The following is a 25,724-nucleotide window of genomic DNA, read 5'->3' as shown; positions in this document are numbered from 1 at the left end:
TTAATCGATTTTTATTTGGTGTTTCGCGAGGGTTTCGAAGTTGTAAATATACAAGGTTTCATTGGTTACAAAAAACTGTTTTATCAACAAATTTGGAAGCTTAATGGCTTGTACGTCCTGATCATCTAATTTAAGATAGAACAATTTATTTTCCTTTTCAAGAACGATTCCATTAGGTGCTAAACACAGTTTGGTGTAGCCTGTATTTTTTATTTTTTGAATAACGCTGCCAAAATAATTGTAGATGTAAAGGTTGTTTTGTGTAAGCAGCCAACAGGTGTTATAATTACTGATCATATCCAAGACCGGCGAGGTTATTGGCAGTGTATTCATTACGGTTTTTTGAAGTTTATAATCAAAGCGTTCCAGTTGCTGGCGATCCTGATTGAATATCCAAAGTGTGTTATCGCTTCCGGTACTTATATGGGTGATATTGCGATATTCAGGGAGCGTATTAAAATCGATCTTAGCGATCTCGGCCAGACGGTTATCAAGAATTACCACCGTATTGAAATCCTGATAGAACAGATTTATTTTTAAGGGATTGAAGACCTGTGCTGTGCTTAGATTCCCTAATTGCAAATTAATATACCTTAGGATCTTAGTGTCGGTTTTTTTAAAGAACACATTGTCTTTTATGAAATAGGTGTTACCAAAATTATCTACCGAAACTACCTGGTCTGCTTGAATTTTGGTGCTATCAATGAATGTAGCAGGAATGGATTCCTGAGCTGAAAGCAAAGTGCTAAAGAAAATAAAAAGGCAAACGGTGTATTTCATTATAGTTTGAAAAATACAAAATTCAAACCACTTTTAGCAAATTAACTTATATCCGAAACCACGAACATTAATGATCTTGATACTTTCGTCTGGGCTTAATTTTTTGCGCAATTTTGTAATGAATACATCCATGCTTCGCGCGTTGAAGAAGTCGTCGCTGCCCCATAATTTGTTTAGGATCAAACTGCGGTCTAACACCTGGTTTTTATTTTTTATCAGATGAAATAATAAATGGGCTTCGCGATGTGTGAGTTGCACTTCAGGTTCATTCTTATACTGCAACACTTGTTTGGGAAAATTAAATTGAAAATCGCCAAGACTTATTATTTCTGCTGTTTTCTGAAGCATGGTTCGCCCAAGGAGATTATGGATCCTAACAATAAGTTCCTCCATGCTAAAAGGTTTTTTTAAATAATCATTCCCACCTACAGAAAAGCCTTCTACCACATCTTGCGTTTGCGACTTTGCCGTTAAAAATATAATAGGGATATGGTCGTCTATCGTACGGATCTCTTTGGCTAGCGTGAAACCATCTTTTTTGGGCATCATCACATCGAGAACCAATAACTCAGGGGTTTCGTTATTAAAAACCTCAAAAGCTTTTTCGCCATTTTCACAGAGTAATACGTCGAAATCACGAGTTTCCAGACTTTCTTTGATGATCTGTCCCAGGGCTGGTTCGTCTTCTGCTAAAAGTATTTTGATTTTAGCCATTGGGTATGGTGATTTTAAAGGTCGTTAATTGTTTTTGCAGTTCTAAAGCGATATTGCCCTGATGTTTTTCCACGATCTTTTTAGTGTAGTACAGCCCAATACCGAAGCCTTTTACATCGTGAGTATTACCTTTAGGTGCGCGATAGAATTTTTCGAAAATTTTATCTTTATGTTGTTTTTTCAGGCTATCGCCGGAATCGGAAATACTTAAACTAAAGTCACTTGCTCGTTGCGACAATACGACATTAATAGTTTCACCACCGTATTTTACGGCATTATCCAGAATATTATTGATCGCATTTTCCAAATGAAAGGCATCCACCTGTGCTATAAGTTCTTTATCGGGCAGACTTAGACGGATCGATTTTTCGGTTTGTAGCCGGTGTTTTTCTACCAAATGTTCTACAAGCGTTCTAATATCCGTTTCTTCTTTATTTAGTTCTAAATTATTACTGTCCAGCGTAGCTGTTTCCAATAGTTTTTCTACCATGAGGTTGAGTTTGCCTAATTGGTCTTCAGACATGGTCAGGTATTTTTTAGTCTTTTCTTTATCTTCAATGGCCCGAAAATTTTTAATGCTTTCCAGAGCCACGCCAATGGTAGCAATGGGTGTTTTAAATTCGTGGGTCATATTACTAATGAGGTCGTTCTTTATTTCGGCCAGTTGTTTTTGGTTTTTAATAATACGCAGCAAATAGAATAAACAACTAATCACGGCGAGTACTAAAAGCACCGAAATTAAAATACCTGATAAGATGCGTTTAAAAACAGCCCAATTGATATTTTCAAAATAGATCTTTAAGCTGCTGTCTTTTGGTAAAAAAGTAGAATTAGAGGCAACATGTAATACTTTTTTAGTTTGCGTAGAGTCATTTGCAAACTCATTTTTATGAATAAAAACATCATGTCCTTCGGAAAACTTTAAATGATAGGAAATCGGGATGCTTTTTCGCTGTAAATCTGCTTTTAATAAACTATCAATATGTTTCACATTTACGGAGTCCGACTTGATGGAAATAACAATCTTTGAGGTTAGGAGTCCGATTTGGCTCATATCGAGCGTGTCATTCGTATTCCAATTTTTACCACGATCATTTTTTAGAAAAACGGTGTTATTTTCATTGGAACCAATACCCTGGGCTTTATAGAGGGAATCCGCTTTTAGACCCCGATAAAACTTAACGCCTTTTAAAGAATCCGTATTGATTTTTAAGGAATCCAGCGTTTTGTATTTGGCATGAGTTGAATCAATGGATTTAGCTATATCAAGCAAAAAATTTCCTTTGCCTAAAACATCTTTTTGAGCTTCGCCTTCAATCTCAAAACCTAAAGTTGTTTTCTGTGCCAGATCGGTATAATAATCATCCACAGCTTTGTCCAGACTTATCTGAACATCTTTAATAAGTTGTTGTTTGTTAAACAGGTAATTCTTGTAGTTCCAATACCATTGAATACCAATCGTAACGCAAATAACCATCACGATAATATATAAAGTATAGGTGTATTTTTTGGTATTCATATGTCAAATGTAAACCTTACTTTGGTTTTAAACTAATCGCTTAACACACGTTAACACTCGTTAACCCAATTACTTAAAAGCCTTGTTTAGATTTGTGCCATAGTAAAAATCAATTAAAACACAAAAACAACACATTATGAATCTAAAAAAATTTTTACCGGGTATATTTTTACTGTTAAGTATGGCAGTCTCTGCGCAATCAGAAAAAAGGACTTCTAAGGAATCTGAGATTTCTGTGTCGGCACTTAAATTTGAAACAGATAATCTAGAGGAATTAAAAAATTTTGACTGGAGTATGATTCAAGACATGTTTCAGGACAATGAAACTGATGAGGAAATTACCCTTGAATTTATTTATGAGAACAAATCAGAAACAGATACCTCAAAAGTTAAAGTGGGCAACTTTACAATGAAATTTACCGGAAAAACTTCCGAAGTTGATAAGCTCATTGAAAGCATGAAAAAATCATTCAAAAAGTTAGAGAAAATTACCGGAGAGAGCAATAAGAACTAAAGCGCGCTTTGGTTAACAACAATAATCCTTAGTCAATATAAATCGTTTAAATCAAAAAACATGATACGTCTTATTTTAATTTCAATTAGCTTTTTTCTTGTGGTGCCACTAAGCAAATTACAGGCACAGAATTTTCAGGGTGTGGCAACCTATAAATCTCATCGTAAAATGGATGTCAAATTTGATGATGAAAAAATGAGTTCAGAAATGCAAAAAGATATTCAGGCTCAGCTGAGCAAACAATTTCAAAAAGAATACACTTTAAAATTTAATGCTACTGAATCGGTGTATAAAGTGGTAGAACAGTTGGAAGCGCCAATGCCTTCAAAGTCCGGTATGGTATTTCGTATTTCGGAAGGATCGGATGAGCTGTATAAAAACATCAAGAATAAAAAATATACTAATGCTACAGAGCTTTATGGGAAATTATTTTTAGTAGAAGACAGTTTAACATCCAGAAACTGGGAACTATCCAAGGAAACCAAACACATTGGAGAATACCTTTGTTTTAAAGCGAGTTACACGGAAGACTACGATGTTGAAACGTTTAACCAGGAAGGGAAAATAACCAAGGAAAACAAAACCCGAACCGTTACCGCATGGTATACACCACAAATTCCAATTAGTAATGGTCCGCGTATGTATCAGGGTTTACCGGGATTGATCCTGGAGATCAATGATGGTGAACTGACACTCATCTGCAATAAAATTGTTTTAAATCCTGATGAGGATTTGAAGATCGAAGCACCCTCGAAAGGTAAAGAAGTTTCTCAAGCCGAATATGATGGTATTGTGAAGAAAAAGACGGAGGAAATGATGGAGCGTTTCCGATCGACAAAGCGCGGTGGCGATGGTGATAAAATGATCATTAAAATAGGCGGATAATTTAAGATTATTTTAACGTTTTAGGCTTAAACTAAAAAGGTATTGGCTAGTCTAAAAAAGTATTGAAAACCTTGGTATCAAACTTAATTAAAACTAGCCATGAAATTAAAAAAAACCAGTAGTATCGCCTTGATCTTCTTTTTGATCATGGGCAGTCAATCAATCAACGGACAGACCGCCTTTCAAGGGAAAGCCTATTACAACTCAAAAACTACCATGGACTTTAGCCGCTTTCGCGGGCGACAGCTCACTGAACAGCAAAAAAAGGAAATGCAGGAGCGGATGAAATCCTTTTTGGAAAAAACCTTCATACTAAACTTTAATGCTGAAGCTTCTCTTTTTAAAGAAGAAGAAAAACTGGCCGCACCTACTGCAGGTGGTGGTGGAAGAGGCTTTGGTTTTATGAATAGTTTTTCAAGTGGTCCTATCTATAAAAATATCAAAACAAAAACCTTTGTTCAGGATCAGGAGTTTTTTGGAAAGCAATTTTTGATCAAAGAATCTTTAACCAATTACAAATGGATCATGGGTAAAGACATGCGGAAAATAGGAGAATATACCGCTTTTAAGGCCACAACAACCATTCCTGCTTCTGAATTGAATTGGACCAGACCGCAACCCCCTCAAGATCAAAATTCTGAAAATGATACCACTGAAGTGGCGGAAGACATGGTAACCGTTACAGCCTGGTATACACCGCAAATCCCCGTAAGTCAAGGTCCCGGTGAATTTTGGGGCTTACCCGGACTCATTTTAGAACTGAACACCGGTGAAACCGTCATGCTCTGTTCTAAAATAGTGTTGAATCCTGCAGTAAAAGAAGATATTAAAATGCCGGATAACGGGAAGGAAGTTACTAAAAATGAATACAGTACCATTATAACAGAAAAAATAACTGAAATGCGTGAAAACAGGATGCGTAGAGATCCACGTCGGCGCTAGTATTTCAGAAAAAAACTAACCTAATTAAAAAATGAAAAAATTATTATTAATCACCTTACTAGCCTTTTCAACATTAAGTTTTGCTCAGGTTACATTAAAAGGTGTGGTTAAAGATAGTATTGGCCAACCCTTAGATCTGGCGAACGTAATTGCTATTAATCAAACCACAAATGCCCTGGAATCTTATGGGATAACCAATGACAAAGGGCGGTTTATTTTAACGCTAGAGAAAAATACCAGCTATAATATTCAGGTGAGTTATGTGGGAATGAAAACCCATGAGGAAAGCCTTCAAACGAAAGCTGAAAATATTGAAAAGGAGATCACGCTTTTTGAAGACAATGCCCTGGCACAGGTAGAGCTTACCTACGAAATGCCGGTAACAATTAAAGGTGATACTTTGGTTTATAACGCAGATTCTTTCAAAGATGGTACCGAACGTAAACTTGAAGATGTTCTTAAAAAATTACCTGGCGTGGAGATCAATGACGACGGACAGATCGAGGTTGAAGGGAAACGCGTGAACAAGATCATGGTGGATGGTAAGGATTTTTTTGATGGCGACACCAAATTAGCCTCAAAAAATATTCCATCAAATGCGGTGGATAAGGTTCAGGTTTTAAAGAATTATGCCGAAGTTGGGCAATTAAGTTCCGTAACAAATAATCAGGATAATTATGCCATCAATATCAAACTTAAAGAAGGGAAAAAGAATTTCTGGTTTGGAAACGTCATGGCTGGTGGCGGCGTATCAACCAATGATGAATTGTATATCGCGCAGCCAAAGCTGTTCTATTACAGTCCCAATTACAGTTTAAACTTTATTGGCGATCTCAACAATCTGGGAGAACCTGCTTTGAACCGTCGGGATCTGCAAAATTTTGGAGGGGGATTCCGTCCGCCAAGCAGAAATAGTGGAACTTCACTTAATTTAGGAAATAATAATCTGGGTTTTCTGTCGCAACAAAATAACCGCGCTCTTGATGTAGAAAATAAATTAGCAGCCGGAAACTTTAGCTATTCCCCATCAAAAACGCTCGATTTAAGTGGGTTCGGAATTTTTAACAGCAGTAAAGTGTATTTGCGTCAAAAAAGTTTTCGTCAATACACAGATCCGGCTCTTGGAATTCCCGATGAAGCAACCGATCAGATGACCAAACAGCGCTCCGATGTGGGTCTGGCGAAATTAAGTGCTTCTTACAAACCTAATGTAAATAATCAACTGGATTACGATGTGTTGGCACGATTCACTAAGGAAACTCAAGACCGCTACCTGTTCTCATCAGTGGTGGGGAACACCATTCAATTTGAAGAAAATTCACCATATAGCATCAATCAAAATCTGAACTACTATTATACGCTCAATGCTACAAATATTTTTGCATTTGAAGCCCAACATTTATTACAGGATGAAGATCCGTTCTACAATGCCTTTTTGGAAGATAAAACCAATTTCGACCCAACAGCAAATAGTTTAGGTTTAGATCCAAATCAAACGGGTTATGATATCAATCAGAACCGTCGCGTTAAATCCAATCAGCTGGATGCGAAATTGGATTATTGGAATATTTTGAATGCAAAAAGTAATATCAATTTCACTTTAGGCGCTTTAGTAAGTCGTCAGGATTTCAATACCAATATTTTTCAGATCCTGGATGATAATTCAACGCTAGATCCAACGCCAAACTTTAATGATGGTTTAGATACCAATGACACAAAATATAATTTCAGCGATTGGTATTTGGGAATGCATTACACGCTAAAGGCCGGGAAATTTACGTTTACTCCCGGAGTGTCCTTCCATGCTTACGCTAATAGCAACAACCAATTCGGAGCCGAATATTCTAATAATTTTTTCAGAGTATTACCCGATTTCGAAACCCGTATCGATTTAAAAAAGAGCGAAAGTTTAACGCTGAGATATAGCATGACCAACCAATTTACTGATGTTACCAATTTAGCACGCGGTATTGTTTTGAATAGTTATGATGCGATCCAAATAGGAAATCCGCTTTTGGAAAATGCGCTTACCAATAATATCAATTTATTTTATCGAAGTTTTAATTTGTTCAATTACACGAATGTGTTCGCTTCGGTAAATTATTCGAGTGCGGTAAATCAGATCCGGTCCTTATCGGATTTCCAAAGTGTGATCAAGACCAATCGATTTTTCAACTCGGAGTTCGCTGATGAAAGCTTGTCTTCCTTCGGGCGAGTACAACGTACATTTGGAAAATTCCGTGGTAGTTTAAATGCCAGTTTCAATTACAGTAAGTTCAATCAGTTTATTCAAGGGAACCGTTCCGTAAATGAAAGCTATAGGCAATCGTATACCCCTGAAATTCGAACTAATTTTAGAGAAGCACCGAACTTCGAAATTTCCTATCGCTATAGTGTTAACGACAATAAGCAGGGTGGACGAACCACGAAATTCATCACCCGTGCGCCAAGAGTAGAATTTGATGCGTACATTTTGAAAAAATTCACCTTTTTAACCAATTACAGTTATACCACACAAAGTAACCCTAACGGAGCGCCGCAAACCTATGAGATTTGGGATGCCTCGTTGTCCTACAGAAAAAATAACGATTCAAAATGGGAGTATACGTTAAAGGCTTCCAACCTTTTAAATACGCAATCGTTGGTACAAAACGGCAACAATAACGTGTCTGTTTTCAGTTCCGAATATTTTATTCAGCCGCGATTTATAACCCTCAGGATCAGTTATGAATTGTAATGGTGTAAAATAAATTGAGAAGTTCTTAATATTTTCTTTGTACAAAACCTGAGGAATAATATATTTGCCCTCGGTTTCGGGGAGATACTCAAGCGGCCAACGAGGACAGACTGTAAATCTGTTGTTTTTTAACTTCGCAGGTTCGAATCCTGCTCTCCCCACTTAACTCGGAAAGTCTGCCTGTGGCAGGCTTTTTTGATTTTGTAAAAAACCAAAACGTGTTTTAGGTTTTTTACAAAATCAAAAAAGTGGCTGAGATAACAGCCTGACTTTTCAATTTCAGGTGCGGGGCGGAAGGATATGCAATCCTGCCTAACGGCATGGAGGTTTACTAGACCAAAACGTGTTTTAGGTTTTTTACAAAATCAAAAAAGTGGCTGAGATAACAGCCAGACTTTTCAATTTCAGGTGTGGGGCGGAAGGATATGCAATCGAGATTAACGGCAGGCAGGTCTTACTCAAAAAAAAGACCGCCACTTGGACGGTCTTTTTACTATTTAATTTATGATGTTCTACAAACCAAAGGCCTCTTTGATCTTGTCTACGTAATCCAGTTTCTCCCAGGTAAATAATTCCACTTCTACAGTAACATCTTCACCATTTGGTTGAGAAAAAGTTTTGGTTACTATTTCATTTTGGCGTCCCATGTGGCCGTAGGCAGCAGTTTCGCTGTAAATAGGCGCGCGTAATTTTAAGCGCTCTTCAATGGCAAACGGACGCATATCAAAGATCTCACGCACTTTGGCGGCAATTTCACCATCGGTCATGTTAAACGGACAAGTACCATAAGTATCAATAAAAATGCCGGTAGGTTCTACCACGCCAATGGCGTAACTCACCTGAACCAGAACTTCTTCTGCTACACCGGCGGCAACTAAATTCTTGGCAATATGTCGCGTGGCATAAGCCGCACTACGGTCTACTTTACTCGGGTCTTTTCCTGAGAAAGCACCACCACCATGGGCTCCTTTTCCACCGTAGGTGTCAACAATTATTTTTCGTCCGGTTAAGCCGGTATCACCATGAGGTCCGCCAATAACAAATTTTCCTGTAGGGTTAATGTGGTACGTAATATTAGCATCGAATAAGGCCTGTATACTTTCCGGTAATTTTGCAATCACACGAGGGATCAAGATCTCTTTAACATCTTTTCTGATGGTCTCCAACATGGTTTTATCATCAGCAAAATCATCATGTTGTGTAGACAATACGATACTATCAATACGTTGCGGCACATTATCATCACTGTACTCAATGGTTACCTGTCCTTTACTATCCGGACGTAAATAAGTGATCTCTTTATTTTCACGACGTAAAGCAGCCAATTCTTTCAATAGTAAATGGGATAGGTCTAAACCTAAAGGCATAAAATTCTCGGTCTCACTGGTAGCATAGCCAAACATCATCCCCTGATCACCGGCACCTTGTTCCTCTTTGCTACCGCGATCTACACCCATATTAATATCTTCAGATTGCTCATGGATTGCGGACAGCACACCACAGGAATTGCCATCGAACATATAAGATCCCTTGGTATATCCAATACGGTTGATCGTATCGCGTGCAATTTGTTGCACATCCAGATAGGTTTTCGATTTTACCTCACCCGCAAGAACCACTTGTCCTGTAGTTACCAAAGTTTCGCAGGCCACTTTTGAATCAGGGTCAAAAGCTAAAAAATGATCGATAAGAGCATCACTAATTTGATCTGCTACTTTATCCGGGTGTCCCTCAGAAACACTTTCCGAAGTAAATAAATAAGCCATATGTCTTAATTTTAGTGAGATTTGACGATACCGTCTACAGGAAGTTTGCACTGCCTTTAGCATTTTTATTTATACCGTTTTTACGCGTATAAAGAGGTTGCAATCAGTCAAATCTTTCCTCTATTATTTATGAAAGCAAAAGTATAAAATTAAAGAGAAACAAAACCCTTTTTCATAATTTTTGAAGGGTCATCATATGTTAAATTTTGATTTAAGACCATCATCCAACGATGAACCATTACATTTATTTTTTATGAACTTAAATGTTACATTTTTTTCCAGCATTTGAACATCATAAAATATAAGATTTAAGTAATTGTAAATCAGATATTTAAATAAATTTTAAAGCCTGTGAGTTTAAACTAAGCCTCTTGCTCAGATTCTGCTAGTATAACAAATCCCGTAATTTCGATGTTCCATGCGATGTTTCCAGGGTCATTTGACCTTTTTTAAGACATTTCATTTTAAAATAATAACCAACAAAGCCTAAAATAAAACAGTTCAAAATACGAATGAAAGAACTAAACAAATACAGTAAAGCCGTAACGCAAGATCCAACCCAACCCGCAGCACAAGCCATGCTTTATGCTATTGGCTTTTCTGATGAAGATTTTTTTAAACCTTTAGTAGGAATAGCGAGTACGGGTTATGAAGGAAATCCGTGTAATATGCACTTGAATGATCTGGCCAAATTAGCCAAAGAAGGTACTTTGGAAGAAGATCTTGTAGGTTTGATTTTCAACACCATTGGAGTGAGTGATGGTATTTCTATGGGAACTCCCGGGATGCGTTATTCGCTGCCATCGCGTGATATTATTGCCGATTCAATGGAAACTGTGGTACAAGCCATGAGTTATGATGGTTTAATTACGGTGGTGGGTTGTGACAAGAATATGCCCGGTGCTTTGATGGCCATGATCCGATTGAATCGTCCGTCGATTTTAGTTTATGGTGGAACAACGGATTCCGGATGTCATGCCGGACAAAAACTGGATATTGTTTCTTCTTTTGAAGCCTGGGGTAGTAAAGTTGCTGGGACTATGGAGGAAGCAGAGTTCAAGAATATCATTAGAAAATCCATTCCCGGGAGCGGTGCCTGCGGAGGTATGTATACCGCAAATACCATGTCGTCGGCAATTGAAACTTTAGGAATGGCTTTACCATATAATTCATCAAATCCTGCGAACAGTGAAGCGAAGCGCCAGGAAGCCGTTCGCGCCGGAAAAGCGATGCGCTTGTTATTGGAAAAGGATATTAAGCCTTCAGATATCATCACAAGAAAATCTATTGAAAATGCGATTCGCGTGGTAACGATCCTTGGAGGATCAACGAATGCCGTACTGCACTTTTTGGCTATTGCCAGAGCTGCACAAATTGATTTTACCTTAAAGGATTTTCAGGATATCAGTGATAATACTCCGTTTTTAGCTGATCTAAAACCAAGTGGAAAATATCTTATGGAAGATGTTCACGCTATTGGTGGTATGCCGGCTGTTTTAAAATATCTATTGAAGAAAGGATTACTTCACGGGGATTGTATGACGGTTACCGGAAAAACGTTAGCTGAGAATTTATTGGAAGCTGATGATCTGGCGGCTGGACAAGATGTTATAAAACCTATTGAAAACCCTATAAAAACCACGGGGCATTTAAGAATGCTTTACGGTAATCTGGCAACTGAAGGCAGTGTTGCGAAAATTACCGGAAAAGAAGGTCTGAGCTTCGTTGGAAAGGCCAAGGTGTTTGATGGGGAATATGCCGCAAACGATGGGATCCGTGATGGAAAAGTTGAAAAGGGCGATGTTGTTGTGATTCGTTATGAAGGTCCGAAAGGCGGCCCCGGGATGCCTGAAATGCTAAAACCAACGGCAGCTATCATGGGTGCCGGTCTGGGTAAAGATGTAGCCTTGATAACCGATGGACGATTCTCCGGAGGAACGCATGGTTTTGTGGTAGGGCATATTACACCGGAAGCCCAGGAAGGTGGAAATATCGCCTTGGTTAAAGATGGCGATTTGATTACCATTGATGCTGAGACCAACACGATCTCCCTGGAAGTTTCAGATGAAGAATTAGAAAAAAGAAGAAAAGCATGGTCAGCGCCAAAATTAAAATTTGAACGCGGTGTGCTTTATAAATATGCTCGTTCTGTGTCTTCAGCCTCAAGAGGTTGTACCACAGACGAATTTTAATCATTAAAAGTTAGTATCCATTGAAAACGGCTATTGCTAGAATGCGTATGAATACACAAGCACAAACTATAAATAAAACGGAAAACGCAGACAAAAAAGCCATGCGTATTACCGGAAGTGAAGCCATTATTCGCAGCCTCATTGCTGAGGGCGTTGATGTGCTTTACGGTTATCCCGGAGGAGCGATCATGCCGGTTTATGATGAATTATATAAGTTTCAAAAGGAGATTCATCACGTTTTAACGCGCCATGAACAAGGCGCGGCACACGCGGCTCAAGGTTACGCCCGTATATCGGGTAAAGTTGGTGTGGCCATGGCCACTTCCGGCCCCGGTGCAACCAACCTGATCACCGGAATTGCTGATGCACAGATCGATTCTACGCCTTTGGTATGTATTACGGGTCAGGTGGCTTCGCATTTGCTTGGTAGTGATGCCTTTCAGGAAACTGATATTGTTGGGATTTCTACCCCGGTAACCAAATGGAACCATCAAATTACAAAGGCCTCCGAGATTCCGGAAGTTTTGGCTAAGGCGTTTTACATTGCAAAAAGTGGTCGTCCCGGCCCTGTGCTTGTCGATATTACTAAAGATGCGCAGTTCGAGGAATTCGATTTTACCTATGAAAAATGCATCGGTGTACGTAGTTATAATCCGGTGCCAAAAACCGATATTGCTGCTGTTAAAGCTGCAGCAGAACTTATTAATAATGCCAAAAAACCCATGATCGTTTGGGGACAAGGCGTTATTTTAGGTGAGGCTGAAGCCGAATTAAAAGCTATTATTGAAAAGGCGGGAATTCCTGCAGCATGGACCATTTTGGGAGCTTCCGCTATTCCAACATCACATCCTTTGAATGTGGGTATGGTAGGAATGCACGGCAATTACGGTCCAAATAAATTGACCAACGAGTGTGATGTGCTTATTGCCATCGGTATGCGTTTTGACGACCGGGTTACCGGAAATCTGAACACTTATGCCAAACAAGCCAAAGTGATCCATTTTGAAATTGACCCCGCGGAAATTGATAAGAATGTAAAAACAGATGTTGCCGTTTTAGGTGATTCTAAAGACAGTTTAGCGCAATTATTACCGCTCTTAAATAAAAATAATCATGAAGCCTGGTTGGAAGAATTCAGAGCGTGTCATACTATAGAATTCGAGCGTGTAATCAAACATGATATCACACCAACCAAGGAAGGTTTAACAATGGGCGAGGTTATCAAACAGATCAATCTTGAAACAAAAGGAAACGCAGCCATTGTTTCGGATGTGGGACAGCATCAAATGATCGCTTGTCGCTACGCGGAATTCAATGTAACGAAAAGTAATATTACGTCCGGTGGATTAGGAACCATGGGGTTTGCCCTTCCTGCCGCTATTGGCGCTAAAATGGCGGCACCCGATCGTGAGGTTGTAGCCATTATTGGTGATGGTGGATATCAAATGACGATCCAGGAATTAGGGACTATTTTTCAGCAACGATTACCAGTGAAGATCGTTGTGTTAAACAACGAGTTCTTAGGTATGGTACGCCAGTGGCAACAGTTGTTCTTCGATAAACGATATGCATCAACTGAGATGACCAATCCGGATTTTGTAACCATCGCCAAAGGCTATTATATCAATGCAAATCGTGTTACCAAACGCGAAGATCTGGCAGGAGCCGTGAAGGATATGATCGCTTCTGATGAAGCCTATTTCCTTGAAGTTTGCGTAGAAAAAGAAGATAACGTGTTCCCGATGATCCCATCAGGAGCCTCCGTTTCAGATATCCGATTAAGTTAAATAAACCGAACATTATGGAAGAAGATATTAAAACATATACGATCTCGGTTTATACCGAAAATAACATCGGTCTTTTGAACCGTATTTCAGCCATTTTTCAACGCCGCCATGTGAATATTGAAAGTTTGACCACCTCGCAATCAGAAATTGATGGCGTAAATCGCTTTGTGATCGTTGTAAATATTACAAAAACTCAGGCAATCAAGATCGTGAAGCAAATTGAAAAACAGGTGGAGACTATCCGAGCCTATTTTCATACGGATGAAGAAACGATCTTTACAGAATCCTGTATGTTCAAGATCAAATCGAGTTTGTTATTTGAAGAACCGCAGATCCAAAATATTATTAAAGAAAGCAATACCCGCATTGTGACGGTTAATCCGGAATTTTTCGTTCTGGAAAAATCGGGACGCCGAAATGAGATCGAGTCGCTTCGTCGCGATCTGAATGTTTTCGGGATTATGCAGTTCGTGCGTTCAGGGCGTATCGCTGTGACTAAAGATGAAATGAAAATAACAGAAATGCTTTCTGCATTTTATAACCAATACTAATTAAAAACGAAACATGGGAAATTATTTTAACACCTTATCCTTAAGAGACAAAATAAACCAATTATCGAAGTGCCGTTTCATGGAAGCTTCGGAATTTGAGGACGGTGTGAATGCACTTAAAGGCAAAAAGATTGTGATTGTAGGATGTGGTGCTCAAGGTTTAAACCAGGGCTTGAATATGAGAGATTCCGGACTGGATATTGCTTACGCTTTGCGAGAAGGTGCTATCAAAGAAAAGCGCGCTTCTTACGTGAACGCCACCGAAAACGGATTCACAGTTGGTACTTATAAAGAATTGATTCCAACAGCTGATGTGGTGTGTAACCTAACACCGGACAAACAACATACACAAGTTGTAAATGCGGTGATGCCTCTAATGAAAAAAGGGGCAACCCTATCGTACTCACACGGTTTTAATATTGTTGAAGAAGGCATGCAGATCCGCAAGGACCTTACCGTTATTATGGTGGCGCCAAAATGTCCAGGTACCGAGGTGCGCGAAGAATATAAAAGAGGATTTGGTGTACCAACATTAATTGCAGTACATGAGGAAAATGACCCGGAAGGAAAAGGCTGGGATCAAGCGAAAGCATATGCTGTGGCTACAGGTGGCGATCGCGCCGGAGTTTTGGCCTCTTCGTTTGTTGCTGAGGTGAAATCAGACCTAATGGGTGAACAAACCATTTTGTGTGGCTTGTTACAAACCGGATCTATTTTATCATTCAATAAAATGGTTGAAAAAGGCATCGATAAAGGCTATGCTTCAAAATTGATCCAATACGGTTGGGAAACCATTACCGAAGGTTTGAAATATGGTGGGATCACCAATATGATGGATCGTTTATCCAACAAGGCCAAGATCAAAGCCTTTGAATTATCTGAAGAAATGAAAGACATCATGCGTCCGTTGTTCAGAAAACACATGGATGATATCATGCAGGGAAACTTCTCAAAAGGCATGATGGAAGATTGGGCCAATGATGATGAAAAATTATTAAGCTGGCGCGCAGCTACCGGCGAAACCGCATTTGAAAAAACACCTGCCGGTGATATGAAGATTACAGAACAGGAATATTATGACAATGCCGTGTTGATGGTTGCATTTGTAAGAGCGGGTGTAGAATTGGCTTTCGAATCGATGACCGAATCCGGAATTATTGATGCATCGGCTTATTATGAGTCTTTGCACGAAACACCATTGATCGCCAATACGATTGCGCGTAAAAAATTATTCGAAATGAACCGTGTGATCTCCGATACGGCAGAGTATGGTTGTTATTTATTCGATCATGCTTGTAAACCGTTATTGGCAGATTTCATGAAAAAGATCGATACCGATGTGATCGGTAAGACTTACGCCAAAGATAACGGCGACGGGGTTGATAATGCTAAACTTATTGAAGTGAATGCGAAATTAAGATCACATCCTGTTGAGAAAATAGGAACTTTCTTGAGAGCTTCAATGAAGGCGATGAAACCTATTGTTTAATACGGAATTACATTATTCTTAGTTATAACCTAAACAGTGCTGATGCTATTTGCTCGGCACTGTTTTTTATTTGTCATTACGAGGAGTATTGCGACGTGGTAATCTCACCAATGAAAGCAGTAATTCTTCACTTTGTTTCATTTCGCCCTGAATGACTACTGGAAATAAAATTAACAGATTGCTTCGCTATGCTCGCAATGACGGATCGATCCGCGTTAGGGATAGTAGTGAAAAGCCCACAGCGCTTGGCGCGAGGACTTGTAGCGGATAGCCCGACCTGAGGTACGAGGGTAACGCCCAAATCGTAACATTTTGAAAGACAGTTTTGTAATGGTTGTTTTTTGCCGGGGAATTTTAAGATTTTTAGTCGAAATCGTTTGCGAATCAAAGTTTTATAAGCAGGTTTTATGTCGCGTTAATAATTCTTTATTTTTTTGATTTGCCTGGATGTCAAATCACTTGTTTTAACAAAATATAGGTATCTTTACGGGTGATTTCTAAATACTTTTTTTAATGACGACCACGTTTAAAGACATTCCAGATAAATATAAAATAAAAACCTTACTACATCAAAGTACTTACCTAGTTGATGGTGAATTGAAACCATGGAAAGGGGAGACGGCAGAGGTGTATTCAACAATTTCTTCAACCGAAGCATACAAACCTACCTTGTTAGGAACCATTCCGCAATTGGGCAAAAAAGAGGCTATGGAGGTTTTGAAATCTGCTAGTTCAGCCTATAAAAAAGGGCAGGGGCTATGGCCTACCATGAAGGTGATTGATCGCATAAAATGTATGGAAACCTTCGTGAAGCAAATGAAAACCAAGCGCGAGGAGGTTGTGAAATTACTAATGTGGGAGATTGGAAAGAACCTGGGAGATTCGGAAAAGGAATTCGACCGAACCATCGACTACATTTACGATACCATTGAGGCTTACAAACAAATTGACCGGGATTCGGCCAAGTTTGAAAAGAACTCCGGCGTTTATGCACATATCCGTCGCGGTCCGCTAGGTATCGTTTTATGTTTAGGACCATATAATTACCCCTTAAATGAAACCTTCGCCTTATTAATTCCGGCCTTGATCATGGGTAATCCTGTGATCTTTAAGCCTGCTAAACACGGTGTTTTATTGATATCGCCACTTTTGGAAGCTTTTCAAAATAGTTTTCCTAAAGGCGTGGTAAACATTGTTTATGGTCGTGGCCGCGTATTGGCAACGCCTTTGATGCAATCGGGTAAGATCGATGTTCTGGCCCTGATAGGCAATAGTAAATCGGCCAACGCTTTACAGGAAGAACACCCTAAAGGGAACCGCCTCCGTATGGTGCTAGGTTTAGAAGCTAAGAACCCGGCTATTGTGTTGCCGGATGCTGATCTGGATTTGGCTGTTGAGGAGTGTATCGCAGGTTCCCTATCCTTTAACGGACAACGGTGTACCGCACTAAAAGTGTTGTATGTTCACGAGTCTGTGGTTGAAGAATTCAACCGACGTTTCACTTACAAAGTTGACCAATTAAAATTTGGAAACCCCTGGGAAGAAGGTGCTAAATTAACACCACTTCCAGAAACCGATAAACCGGCCTATATTCAGGAACTGATTGACGATGCCCTTGAAAAAGGTGCCAAGATCATCAATAAAAAAGGAGGAGAAACCACTGAGAATTATATTTTCCCGGCGGTACTTTATCCTGTTTCTAAAGATATGCGGGTGTTTAAGGAAGAGCAATTTGGACCTGTAGTACCCATCGTTTCATTCTCTGATATTGATGAGCCTTTGGATGATATGGCTGAATCAAATTATGGGCAACAAGTAAGTTTGTTTGGAAAAAATGTACATACTTTATCGCCATTAATTGATACTTTAGTAAATTTAGTGTGTCGCGTGAACCTAAACAGTTCCTGTCAGCGTGGTCCGGATGTATATCCATTTACCGGCAGAAAGGATTCGGCTTACGGAACTTTAAGTGTTCATGATGCCTTACGTTCATTCTCCATAAGGACTTTTGTAGCCTCAAAGGATAATGAATATAACAATGCGATTTTAACGGAGCTGTTGGAAAAGAAAACCTCTAATTTTATTAGTACCGACTATATTTTATAAGAAACCATTTAAAAATTACACATATGAAATTCATAAAATATCTCTTTTTAGGACTGTTCTCAGTTGTTTTAATGAACTGTGGCGGAAACGATAAAAAGAAAGAAAAAGAAGGCTTCACTTACGAAAAGAAAACTGATGATACTAAAGAAGTTGAGGCCAATCCGAATGATGTGGTGATCACCGGAGATGATATGATGCGCTTTAATAAAAGTGAGATCAAAGTTAAGGCCGGTAAAAAGGTGAAGTTAACCTTGCGCCATATTGGTAAATTAGACAAGCAGGTTATGGGGCATAACTGGGTATTGTTAAAACCCGGTGTTGATCTAATGGGTTTTAGCGCCAAGGCTGTAACCTTTAAAGACAACGATTATATTCCAGATGGAACAGAAGATGTTATAGCTCATACCAAACTTATTGGAGGTGGTGAAACCGCTGTTGTGGAATTTGATGCTCCCGCTCCCGGAACCTATGAGTTTTTATGTAGTTTCCCGGGTCATGCGGCGATGATGCGTGGCACCTTTGTGGTAGAAGAATAAGAAATAATACTTCATAAATTTAAAAACCCTTTTTAGTTTTTAGCTAGAAAGGGTTTTTTATAATAATGAGTAAAGTAGTAATTACATATTTAACGACCAACCTTCGCGATATTCGCGTTTCACAAATTGGTTAGCAGGATCAAAATTAGTGATCTTCATATTTTCGCCATCCCATAATAATTTCTTACGTCCCGGATATTCAAAACGATTAGAAGCCACTTCATTTCTAACATTATAGCTTCTAATGGCCAGGTTACCCATGAGCACACTTTCAGTTAATGGTCCGGCATAATCGAATGAAGACGTTAAGGCCTGATGTTTTGGTTTGCCATAACCTTCTTTACAGGCTTCTACCCAGGCCATATGATGACCGTTCTCAGGAAGCGCGTTTTCCTCAGGACTATCATCGTAAGTTAGAAGTTCTCCGTTATTTAAATATACTTTTGGATTTCTGGCATAAGTTCCGCAAGTCATGATACCTTTTTCACCAATCATGATCACACCGTTAGTACTATTATCATCACCTATCGGATGATCGGCAGGGATAAGATCCGGATGGAACGGGCGGATACCTCCGTCAGACCAGGTTAAGGTTATTTCTTTTGAGTTTTTGGCTGTCGCCGGAAATTTCAATTGTGTTCTTGAGGATGGCGGACAGGATTCCGGTAAATATTCCGGTACCCAATCTTGTTTGAAAATTGCGCCTACGCTACTTTCAACTTCCGTAGGATAACCCAAACCTAATACTCTAAAAGGCGGATCGATTAGGTGGCAACCCATATCGCCCAAAGCACCTGTTCCAAAATTCCACCAGCCACGCCATTTGAATGGGTGGTATAATGGATGATAATCAACCCATTGCGCTGGGCCAATCCAGGTGTCCCAGGCCAAGCCTTCCGGCATTGGAGGCGTATCGGTTGGTGTTTCAATACCTTGGGGCCAAACCGGTCGGTTCGTCCAAACATGAACGGTATCAACAGCTCCGATAATACCTGAGTCAAACCACTCGATCATTTTTTTAACACCTTTACTCGAAGCACCTTGATTCCCCATTTGGGTCACAATTTTGTATTTGCGTGCGGCTTCGGTAAGCGTACGAGCTTCATAAATATTATGAGTTAAAGGCTTTTGAACATACACATCCTTACCCAATTTCATGGCTGCCAGAGTTATGACGGCGTGGTTATGATCCGGAGTAGAGATGGTTACCGCATCAATATCCCTGGCATTGTCAAATAATCTTCTAAAATCTTTGTATTTAACAGCTTTGGGAAATTTTTCAATAAACCGACCGGCACTGTTCCAATCTACATCGCAGATAGCGGCGATATTGGAAGCGCCATTATTCCATACATTCATGCCGTCTGAATAACCTTTACCTCCTGCACCTATTACGGCGATGTTAAGTTTATCGCTGGGCGGAATAAAACCCTGACCCATCACATGGCGTGGTATTATGGAAATTCCAAATGAAGTTAAAGCGGTGTTTTTAATAAATGTTCGACGGCTATTCGTGGTTTTGTCAGACATAATGTAGGTGTTTAATAATTTGTTTAGTCTAGTTGTTGTATTTCAATATTTTTAAATTCTATAGGGTGGCTTTCACTTTGAAGCGAAATATAACCGGAAGTCAGGTGCTGTCCATCTTTCGCTTGAATGGCTTCAGAAGCACCATCTAAATATTGCCCACCATATGTAGGATGGGAATAGGTAATCACAGGCTTGCCGTTAATGTAATGTGTTATGGTATCATTTGAAACAATTACTTCAGCAGTGATCCATTGATTATCATAGTAAGTGTCTGCAGCAGAATTTATACAATGCTCTGTGATCAATTCGTTATCCATAATCACGTTCGTTCCAGGTGTACATAAATTACCTGTAGGACGTTGTTCATCTTCTTTAAGTCCTCCTAGAAGTTGAAATTCCAGTGATACCGGAAAATTTTGATCTACCAGCATGCTTTCAGGGGATTGGCAATGTAGCATGATACCGCTGTTTTTATAACCCCAGGCTTCACCGCCTTTCGCTTGTTCACCTACAAAACGATATTGCAATCTGAATTTATAATTTGAAAATGGTGCCTCATAGAAAATATGTCCAAATGCATTATGAAATTCATCATATTGGTCATAGGATACTTTCATAACACCATCTTCCACACGGAAGGTGTTTTTGTAATTATCGTCTAATTCATGACCTTTTATTTTTACGTGCCAGCCATCCAGATCTTTTCCGTTGAATATTGAGGTCCATTTTTCAGGAGCTTGATTTTCAATGGGCGTTTCAGAGCCTGATTCAGATGATTTTTTATCAGATTGTTTACAACTCAGACCAAGCAGTAAAACCAATGAAAGTCCAATTGTTGTAAGCTGCTTCATTATAATGAGTAATCTTTACCACCGGTTAACTCTTCCAGATCACCACAATAATATTGAGCAGGAACAGGATCGTAAACTAATACATTTTCTCCCACTTCCTGGGTTGTTTTATAAGCCTTAATTGTCATGGATTTGATACGGTTTAAAAATTCTGAAACTGTCAAACCTTCAAATTTTGTATCGGATTCACGCTCTTCATCAATTTCATTTTTCAATAACATATGCTTGTCTAAAAGCGCCATATAATCTTCATCAGAAATGGTATTGATATCCGTTTTTGCATCAGGTTTTACGATCGCGATGGTTTTATCGAAGGCTGATTTAAAATGATTTTGATCTTCATCATCAAAAATTTCTGCTACGTAGCGATCAATAAATTGTGGTACATTGAGTTCGGTTACTGATGGAAGATCATCGGTATTCGGCAAAATGATATTTACAAGTTTGGTAAGGACAATGCCTTGTTCTTCAGTAAGGATCATGGGTGTCCAGGTATCCGGCTCAGCAGTACAACTTTGCAGGATACTCATTACAGTTGGTGTAGCAACAAAAAAACCTGTAGCCAGTCCTAAATTCTTTAATGCTTCTCTTCGTTTCATAGGTCAGTATTAAGCGTTATTTTTTTTCAATTCTTCTGCAGCGTGATTTGCTGCTCTGGCTGTAAAGGCCATATAACCTAAAGAAGGGTTATGGCATGCCGATGATGTCATGAAGGATCCATCAGTGACATAAACATTGGTGCAGGCATGAATTTGATTGTATTTGTTTAAAACGGACGTTTTTGGGTCGTGTCCCATGCGAGCAGTTCCCATTTCATGGATACCAAGTCCCATAGCTCTGGACTCTACCTCATTAAAACCTTTTACATTTTTATATCCTGCAGCTTCCAACATTTTTATGGCTTGTTCTTCCATATCTTTTCGCATAGCTAACTCATTTTCGCCAAAATCCGCATCAAATGTTATGGTTGGTAAACCCCATTCATCCAGTTTGTCGTAATCCAGATACATACGATTATTATGGTCAGGTAAGGTTTCACCAAAAGCACTTAAAGTCATTTGCCATTGGCCTGGCTTGAGTATGGCCTCTTTTAATTGCGGACCGTATTTCATTTCGGCAACAGCCTCAGAATCACCTCTTCTTCCGGCACTTCCCTGGTAGCCGTAGCCACGTTTAAATTCTTTAACATCGGTTTTTCCGCCCAGATTTCTAAAGCGTGGAATATAAATACCATTAGCACGGCGCCCTTTGTTTATCTTATCTTCAAAACCATCAACAATTGCTCTGGCTCCTACATGGAAATGATGATCCATGATATTACAACCCAGTTCACCACTATCGTTACCTAAACCATTAGGGAATCGCTCCGATTTTGATTGCAACAAAATAGCAGCAGAGGCCATAGCGGATGCACATAAAAAGATCACTTTTGCATTGTAAACATGGGATTCTTTAGTTTCAGCATCAATTACTCGAACACCGGTAGCTTTCTTTGTTTTATCATCATAAATTACCTCATGAACTATAGAGTTAGGTCTGAGTGTCATATTACCTGTAGCTTCTGCCGTTGGTAAGGTAGAGGAGTTACTACTGAAGTAAGCTCCGAATGGGCAACCACGCATACAACGATCGCGATACTGGCAGGAACTACGTCCCATACCAGGTTTTGTACCTTCGGTAATATGAGCGGTACGGCCGATAGTTAATACGCGTCCGTCATCAAAATTTTCTGCAATTTTCGATTTTAGATGCTCCTCAACACAATTCAGGTTCATGGGTTTTAGTAGCTTTTGATCAGGAAAATGTTCCAGACCCAAATTTTCACCACTCACCCCGATAAATTCTTCTACTTTATCGTACCATGGTGCAATATCCTTATAACGCACGGGCCAGTCTACGGCAATCCCTTCTTTTTTATTGGCTTCAAAATCCAGATCACTCAATCTATAACTTTGACGGCCCCATGTTAACGAGCGTCCACCAACCTGATACCCACGAATCCAATCGAAACGGCGTTTTTCATTATAAGGGTGTTTTAAATCGTCAACAAAAAAATGTTTGCGATATTCTTTAGTAACAAAGCCTGTTCGGTTCTGTTTAGGCATACGTTCACGAGTTTCCCGGGTAGGCTCTCCACCATTAGGAAAATCCCAGGGGTCCATATTTGCGGTTGGGTAATCCTGAATGTGTTTTACCATTCTACCGCGTTCCAAAACCAAAGTTTTCAGACCATTTTCACAAAGTTCTTTAGCGGCCCAACCACCTGAAATACCTGTGCCAACAACAATCGCATCGTATTCGTTTTCTAGTTCAGAGTTCTTATTCATGTTAAAAAGGAGAAATTGTTAAAATGGAAAAATTCCATTGATAAATTTATGAATTATGTTTTTAATGAAACAAAATATTAAAGAAATTTAATTATTCGTACATTTCCATAAAAAATATGAGGATTGAATTACCGAAAACGATTTCGATATTTAATACGACCATTTTTTTAACATATTATCCTGAAGTGTTTGTAAAAATTAATACATTTCAGTCATTTTCTTTAAAAAAACAACAAAACTAACATGACTAAACTAAACGCTCTCCCAGGACTTAGTGGCTTTATTGTTTTGAGCCTTATTTTAAGTTTGACTTCCTGCAAACAAAAGACGGAACAGTCTGAAAACACGGAATCCATGACAGAATCCACCATGACTAATCAAGACCCTTTCTTCAAATTATCATTAGCGGAATGGTCTTTACACAGAACTTTTAATGCTAAAAACGGCGACCCATTCCAATTTGCCAAAATAGCCAGGGAAAATGGTTTTGAAGGCCTGGAATATGTGAGTCAATTGTATTCAAAACAGATTGAAAAATTAGGTTTTGATACCGTTATTGATTCGCTTAAAACGATGAGTGAAAAATACGGTATGCAGAACGTGTTGATTATGGTAGATCATGAAGGCGATCTGGCAAGTCCGGATGAAGCCGTTCGTGATGAAGCCGTTGAAAACCACAAAAAATGGGTAGATGCTGCAGCTACTTTAGGTTGCCATGCTATTCGTGTAAACACTTTCGGAACTAACGACCCCGAAAAATGGGTTCCTGCCGTAGCCGATGGATTAAAGAAATTAGCAACTTACGCGGCGACTAAAAATATTGAAGTTTTATGTGAGAACCATGGATGGTTATCTTCTGATGCTCCGATTCTAATGAAGGCGATTCACGAAGTAAATATGGATAACTGCGGTACCTTACCTGATTTTGGAAATTGGTGTGTAAAGCGAAAGGATGGAGAACAGTGGGGTGAATGCGTGGCCGAATACCCTGATAAATATCAAGGGATTGCATTGATGCTTCCTAAAGCAACAGCCGTAAGTGCCAAGTCTTATGATTTTGACGACAATGGTAACGAGACTACTTTGGATTATCCACGTATTTTAAAATTAGTTAAAGACGCCGGATATACGAGTTTCATAGGTGTAGAATATGAAGGTAATCGCCTGAGCGAGATGGAAGGTTTGCTTGCTACCAAGGCTTTGCTTTTAAAATCAGCAGCAGAAATTAAATAAAGTGCTATTACCAACGAAATTAATCAATTGAATCATGACCAAAAAAACGCAATTTCAATTATCCTTTATGATGTTCCTCGAATTTTTTATTTGGGGAGGCTGGTTTGTAACCTTAGGATCATTTTTAGGTAACAATTTAGGTGCCAGCGGTGCAGAAACTGCTATGGCTTTTTCCACTCAATCCTGGGGAGCCATTATAGCGCCTTTTATTATTGGGCTAATTGCTGATCGATTTTTTAATGCTGAAAGAATTCTTGGGGTTTTACATTTAATAGGTGCTTTTCTCATGTACCAAATGTCGCAATCTACAGAATTCGCTTTGTTTTATCCTTATGTTTTGGGTTATATGATTGCCTATATGCCCACTCTGGCTTTAGTGAACTCAGTATCCTTTAATCAAATGGAAAATCCTGAAAAAACCTTTCCATTGGTTCGTGTTTTTGGTACCATTGGCTGGATCGTAGCAGGCTTATTGATCAGTCTGGTTTTTAAATGGGACTCTATGGAAAACCTGCAACAAGGGATGTTGTCCAACACCTTCACGATGGTGGCTATAGCTTCTTTAATCCTGGGACTTTTCAGTTTCACTTTACCCAAAACACCACCTAAGGTTTCAAAGGATGAAAAAGTAACCATCAGTGATATTCTGGGTTTAGACGCTTTAAAGTTGTTAAAGGATAAAAACTTTTTGGTATTCTTTCTGTCATCGGTCCTTATTTGTATTCCATTAGCGTTCTACTATCAAAATATTAGTCCTTTTTTAACTGAATATCAAGTTGAAAATTCTACAGCTTGGGCGGCTTTAGGTCAACTCTCTGAAGTTGGTTTTATGTTGTTGTTACCCTTCTTCTTTAGAAAATATGGCTTTAAGAAAACCATCATGTTCGGTATGTTAGCCTGGGGTATCCGCTACGGTCTATTTGCGTTTGGAAACGCCGGTGATCTATTCTTTATGCTGGCTATAGGGATTGCATTACATGGTATTTGTTACGATTTCTTTTTTGTATCAGGGCAAATTTATACCGATTCAAAAGCAGGTGAAAAAGTAAAAAGTGCTGCTCAGGGTTTAATTACTCTGGCTACTTACGGCGTTGGTATGTTGGTAGGTTTTTGGGTAGCCGGACAAATTGTGGATAAAAACGTTTTGGCAGATGGTAATCACAGCTGGCAGGATGTTTGGCTGTTCCCCGCATTTTTTGCTATTGGGGTGTTGGTGTTATTTACCATATTTTTTAAACATGAAAAGGTTGAATATAAAGCTTAAA

Annotated in this window: 20 protein-coding genes and 1 tRNA gene; 13 read left to right on the top strand and 8 right to left on the bottom strand. The window is 39.1% G+C overall.

What is annotated here, in order from left to right; genetic code table 11:
• The 3 genes from ABD682_RS01095 to ABD682_RS01085 are packed head-to-tail and all read right to left on the bottom strand — an operon-like array spanning position 1 to position 3,013.
• Complete coding sequence (locus tag ABD682_RS01095; RefSeq protein ID WP_344738086.1) at positions 1–780, bottom strand: hypothetical protein; 780 nt, start codon at positions 778–780, stop codon at positions 1–3.
• A 33-nt stretch (positions 781–813) separates the two neighbouring features.
• The gene (locus tag ABD682_RS01090) at positions 814–1,494 is read right to left on the bottom strand and encodes a response regulator transcription factor (protein WP_344738084.1); all 681 of its coding nucleotides are present in this window, start codon (positions 1,492–1,494) and stop codon (positions 814–816) included.
• A complete protein-coding gene (locus ABD682_RS01085; RefSeq protein WP_344738082.1) occupies positions 1,487–3,013 on the bottom strand; it encodes a sensor histidine kinase in 1,527 nt (508 codons plus the stop codon). Before ABD682_RS01085 ends, ABD682_RS01090 begins: the two co-directional genes overlap by 8 nt.
• 136 nt (positions 3,014–3,149) lie before the next feature.
• Here ABD682_RS01085 and ABD682_RS01080 point away from each other — a divergent pair, with 136 nt between their 5' ends.
• From ABD682_RS01080 to ABD682_RS01060, 5 genes are all read left to right on the top strand, one after another.
• Positions 3,150–3,527, top strand: a complete 378-nt coding sequence (locus ABD682_RS01080; RefSeq protein WP_344738080.1) for a hypothetical protein — start codon at positions 3,150–3,152, stop codon at positions 3,525–3,527.
• Between the two features lie 60 nt (positions 3,528–3,587).
• Entirely contained in the window at positions 3,588–4,412 is an 825-nt protein-coding gene (locus ABD682_RS01075) for a GLPGLI family protein (RefSeq protein ID WP_344738078.1), read from the top strand.
• Between the two features lie 99 nt (positions 4,413–4,511).
• Positions 4,512–5,354: a GLPGLI family protein gene (locus ABD682_RS01070; protein ID WP_344738076.1), complete on the top strand. Its 843-nt coding sequence runs from the start codon at positions 4,512–4,514 to the stop codon at positions 5,352–5,354.
• A 31-nt stretch (positions 5,355–5,385) separates the two neighbouring features.
• Positions 5,386–8,091, top strand: a complete 2,706-nt coding sequence (locus tag ABD682_RS01065) for a carboxypeptidase regulatory-like domain-containing protein (protein WP_344738074.1) — start codon at positions 5,386–5,388, stop codon at positions 8,089–8,091.
• Positions 8,092–8,169: 78 nt separating this feature from the next.
• Positions 8,170–8,252 (top strand) — tRNA-Tyr (locus ABD682_RS01060).
• Positions 8,253–8,603: 351 nt separating this feature from the next.
• On the opposite strand, the gene metK is transcribed toward ABD682_RS01060, so the two are convergent.
• Positions 8,604–9,857, bottom strand: a complete 1,254-nt coding sequence (metK, locus tag ABD682_RS01055) for a methionine adenosyltransferase (protein WP_344738071.1) — start codon at positions 9,855–9,857, stop codon at positions 8,604–8,606.
• Positions 9,858–10,369: 512 nt separating this feature from the next.
• On the opposite strand from metK, the gene ilvD reads away from it, so the two are divergent.
• The 6 genes from ilvD to azu all read left to right on the top strand — a co-directional run bounded on the left by ilvD (position 10,370) and on the right by azu (position 18,518).
• Positions 10,370–12,049, top strand: a complete 1,680-nt coding sequence (gene ilvD / locus ABD682_RS01050) for a dihydroxy-acid dehydratase (RefSeq protein WP_344738069.1) — start codon at positions 10,370–10,372, stop codon at positions 12,047–12,049.
• A 47-nt stretch (positions 12,050–12,096) separates the two neighbouring features.
• The gene (ilvB, locus tag ABD682_RS01045) at positions 12,097–13,836 is read left to right on the top strand and encodes a biosynthetic-type acetolactate synthase large subunit (protein WP_344740788.1); all 1,740 of its coding nucleotides are present in this window, start codon (positions 12,097–12,099) and stop codon (positions 13,834–13,836) included.
• A 14-nt stretch (positions 13,837–13,850) separates the two neighbouring features.
• The gene (gene ilvN, locus ABD682_RS01040; RefSeq protein WP_344738067.1) at positions 13,851–14,387 is read left to right on the top strand and encodes an acetolactate synthase small subunit; all 537 of its coding nucleotides are present in this window, start codon (positions 13,851–13,853) and stop codon (positions 14,385–14,387) included.
• Between the two features lie 13 nt (positions 14,388–14,400).
• The gene (gene ilvC, locus ABD682_RS01035; RefSeq protein WP_344738065.1) at positions 14,401–15,876 is read left to right on the top strand and encodes a ketol-acid reductoisomerase; all 1,476 of its coding nucleotides are present in this window, start codon (positions 14,401–14,403) and stop codon (positions 15,874–15,876) included.
• A 513-nt stretch (positions 15,877–16,389) separates the two neighbouring features.
• Entirely contained in the window at positions 16,390–17,982 is a 1,593-nt protein-coding gene (locus ABD682_RS01030; RefSeq protein ID WP_344738063.1) for an NADP-dependent glyceraldehyde-3-phosphate dehydrogenase, read from the top strand.
• 23 nt (positions 17,983–18,005) lie between these two features.
• Entirely contained in the window at positions 18,006–18,518 is a 513-nt protein-coding gene (azu, locus tag ABD682_RS01025; protein ID WP_344738061.1) for an azurin, read from the top strand.
• An 81-nt stretch (positions 18,519–18,599) separates the two neighbouring features.
• Here azu and ABD682_RS01020 read toward each other — a convergent pair whose 3' ends face one another.
• The 4 genes from ABD682_RS01020 to ABD682_RS01005 are packed head-to-tail and all read right to left on the bottom strand — an operon-like array spanning position 18,600 to position 23,226.
• Complete coding sequence (locus ABD682_RS01020; RefSeq protein ID WP_344738059.1) at positions 18,600–20,048, bottom strand: Gfo/Idh/MocA family protein; 1,449 nt, start codon at positions 20,046–20,048, stop codon at positions 18,600–18,602.
• 23 nt (positions 20,049–20,071) lie between these two features.
• Complete coding sequence (locus tag ABD682_RS01015) at positions 20,072–20,899, bottom strand: 3-keto-disaccharide hydrolase (protein WP_344738057.1); 828 nt, start codon at positions 20,897–20,899, stop codon at positions 20,072–20,074.
• A complete protein-coding gene (locus tag ABD682_RS01010; RefSeq protein WP_344738055.1) occupies positions 20,899–21,498 on the bottom strand; it encodes a gluconate 2-dehydrogenase subunit 3 family protein in 600 nt (199 codons plus the stop codon). The genes ABD682_RS01015 and ABD682_RS01010 overlap by 1 nt, the downstream gene beginning before the upstream one ends.
• A 9-nt stretch (positions 21,499–21,507) precedes the next feature.
• Positions 21,508–23,226 (bottom strand): GMC oxidoreductase, encoded by a 1,719-nt coding sequence (locus tag ABD682_RS01005; protein ID WP_344738053.1) that lies wholly within the window; start codon positions 23,224–23,226, stop codon positions 21,508–21,510.
• Positions 23,227–23,469: 243 nt separating this feature from the next.
• On the opposite strand from ABD682_RS01005, the gene ABD682_RS01000 reads away from it, so the two are divergent.
• Positions 23,470–24,459 (top strand): sugar phosphate isomerase/epimerase family protein, encoded by a 990-nt coding sequence (locus ABD682_RS01000; protein ID WP_344738051.1) that lies wholly within the window; start codon positions 23,470–23,472, stop codon positions 24,457–24,459.
• A gap of 34 nt (positions 24,460–24,493) precedes the next feature.
• Positions 24,494–25,723 carry a nucleoside permease gene (locus tag ABD682_RS00995; RefSeq protein WP_344738049.1) on the top strand — a complete coding sequence of 410 codons (1,230 nt, stop codon included), beginning with the start codon at positions 24,494–24,496 and terminating at the stop codon, positions 25,721–25,723.
• Position 25,724: the final 1 nt, after the last annotated feature.

It is taken from the genome of Gaetbulibacter aestuarii, from assembly GCF_039537665.1.
GTDB lineage: Bacteria > Bacteroidota > Bacteroidia > Flavobacteriales > Flavobacteriaceae > Gaetbulibacter_A > Gaetbulibacter_A aestuarii.
The sequence above is the reverse complement of the archived record's forward strand: the minus strand, read 5'-3'. Positions and strand labels throughout refer to the sequence as shown.

Coding starts and splice junctions, on each gene's coding strand:
- ABD682_RS01095 (WP_344738086.1), bottom strand. CDS start 780: ATGAAATACACCGTTTGCCTTTTTATTTTCTTTAGCACTTTGCTTTCA.
- ABD682_RS01090 (WP_344738084.1), bottom strand. CDS start 1,494: ATGGCTAAAATCAAAATACTTTTAGCAGAAGACGAACCAGCCCTGGGA.
- ABD682_RS01085 (WP_344738082.1), bottom strand. CDS start 3,013: ATGAATACCAAAAAATACACCTATACTTTATATATTATCGTGATGGTT.
- ABD682_RS01080 (WP_344738080.1), top strand. CDS start 3,150: ATGAATCTAAAAAAATTTTTACCGGGTATATTTTTACTGTTAAGTATG.
- ABD682_RS01075 (WP_344738078.1), top strand. CDS start 3,588: ATGATACGTCTTATTTTAATTTCAATTAGCTTTTTTCTTGTGGTGCCA.
- ABD682_RS01070 (WP_344738076.1), top strand. CDS start 4,512: ATGAAATTAAAAAAAACCAGTAGTATCGCCTTGATCTTCTTTTTGATC.
- ABD682_RS01065 (WP_344738074.1), top strand. CDS start 5,386: ATGAAAAAATTATTATTAATCACCTTACTAGCCTTTTCAACATTAAGT.
- metK (WP_344738071.1), bottom strand. CDS start 9,857: ATGGCTTATTTATTTACTTCGGAAAGTGTTTCTGAGGGACACCCGGAT.
- ilvD (WP_344738069.1), top strand. CDS start 10,370: ATGAAAGAACTAAACAAATACAGTAAAGCCGTAACGCAAGATCCAACC.
- ilvB (WP_344740788.1), top strand. CDS start 12,097: ATGAATACACAAGCACAAACTATAAATAAAACGGAAAACGCAGACAAA.
- ilvN (WP_344738067.1), top strand. CDS start 13,851: ATGGAAGAAGATATTAAAACATATACGATCTCGGTTTATACCGAAAAT.
- ilvC (WP_344738065.1), top strand. CDS start 14,401: ATGGGAAATTATTTTAACACCTTATCCTTAAGAGACAAAATAAACCAA.
- ABD682_RS01030 (WP_344738063.1), top strand. CDS start 16,390: ATGACGACCACGTTTAAAGACATTCCAGATAAATATAAAATAAAAACC.
- azu (WP_344738061.1), top strand. CDS start 18,006: ATGAAATTCATAAAATATCTCTTTTTAGGACTGTTCTCAGTTGTTTTA.
- ABD682_RS01020 (WP_344738059.1), bottom strand. CDS start 20,048: ATGTCTGACAAAACCACGAATAGCCGTCGAACATTTATTAAAAACACC.
- ABD682_RS01015 (WP_344738057.1), bottom strand. CDS start 20,899: ATGAAGCAGCTTACAACAATTGGACTTTCATTGGTTTTACTGCTTGGT.
- ABD682_RS01010 (WP_344738055.1), bottom strand. CDS start 21,498: ATGAAACGAAGAGAAGCATTAAAGAATTTAGGACTGGCTACAGGTTTT.
- ABD682_RS01005 (WP_344738053.1), bottom strand. CDS start 23,226: ATGAATAAGAACTCTGAACTAGAAAACGAATACGATGCGATTGTTGTT.
- ABD682_RS01000 (WP_344738051.1), top strand. CDS start 23,470: ATGACTAAACTAAACGCTCTCCCAGGACTTAGTGGCTTTATTGTTTTG.
- ABD682_RS00995 (WP_344738049.1), top strand. CDS start 24,494: ATGACCAAAAAAACGCAATTTCAATTATCCTTTATGATGTTCCTCGAA.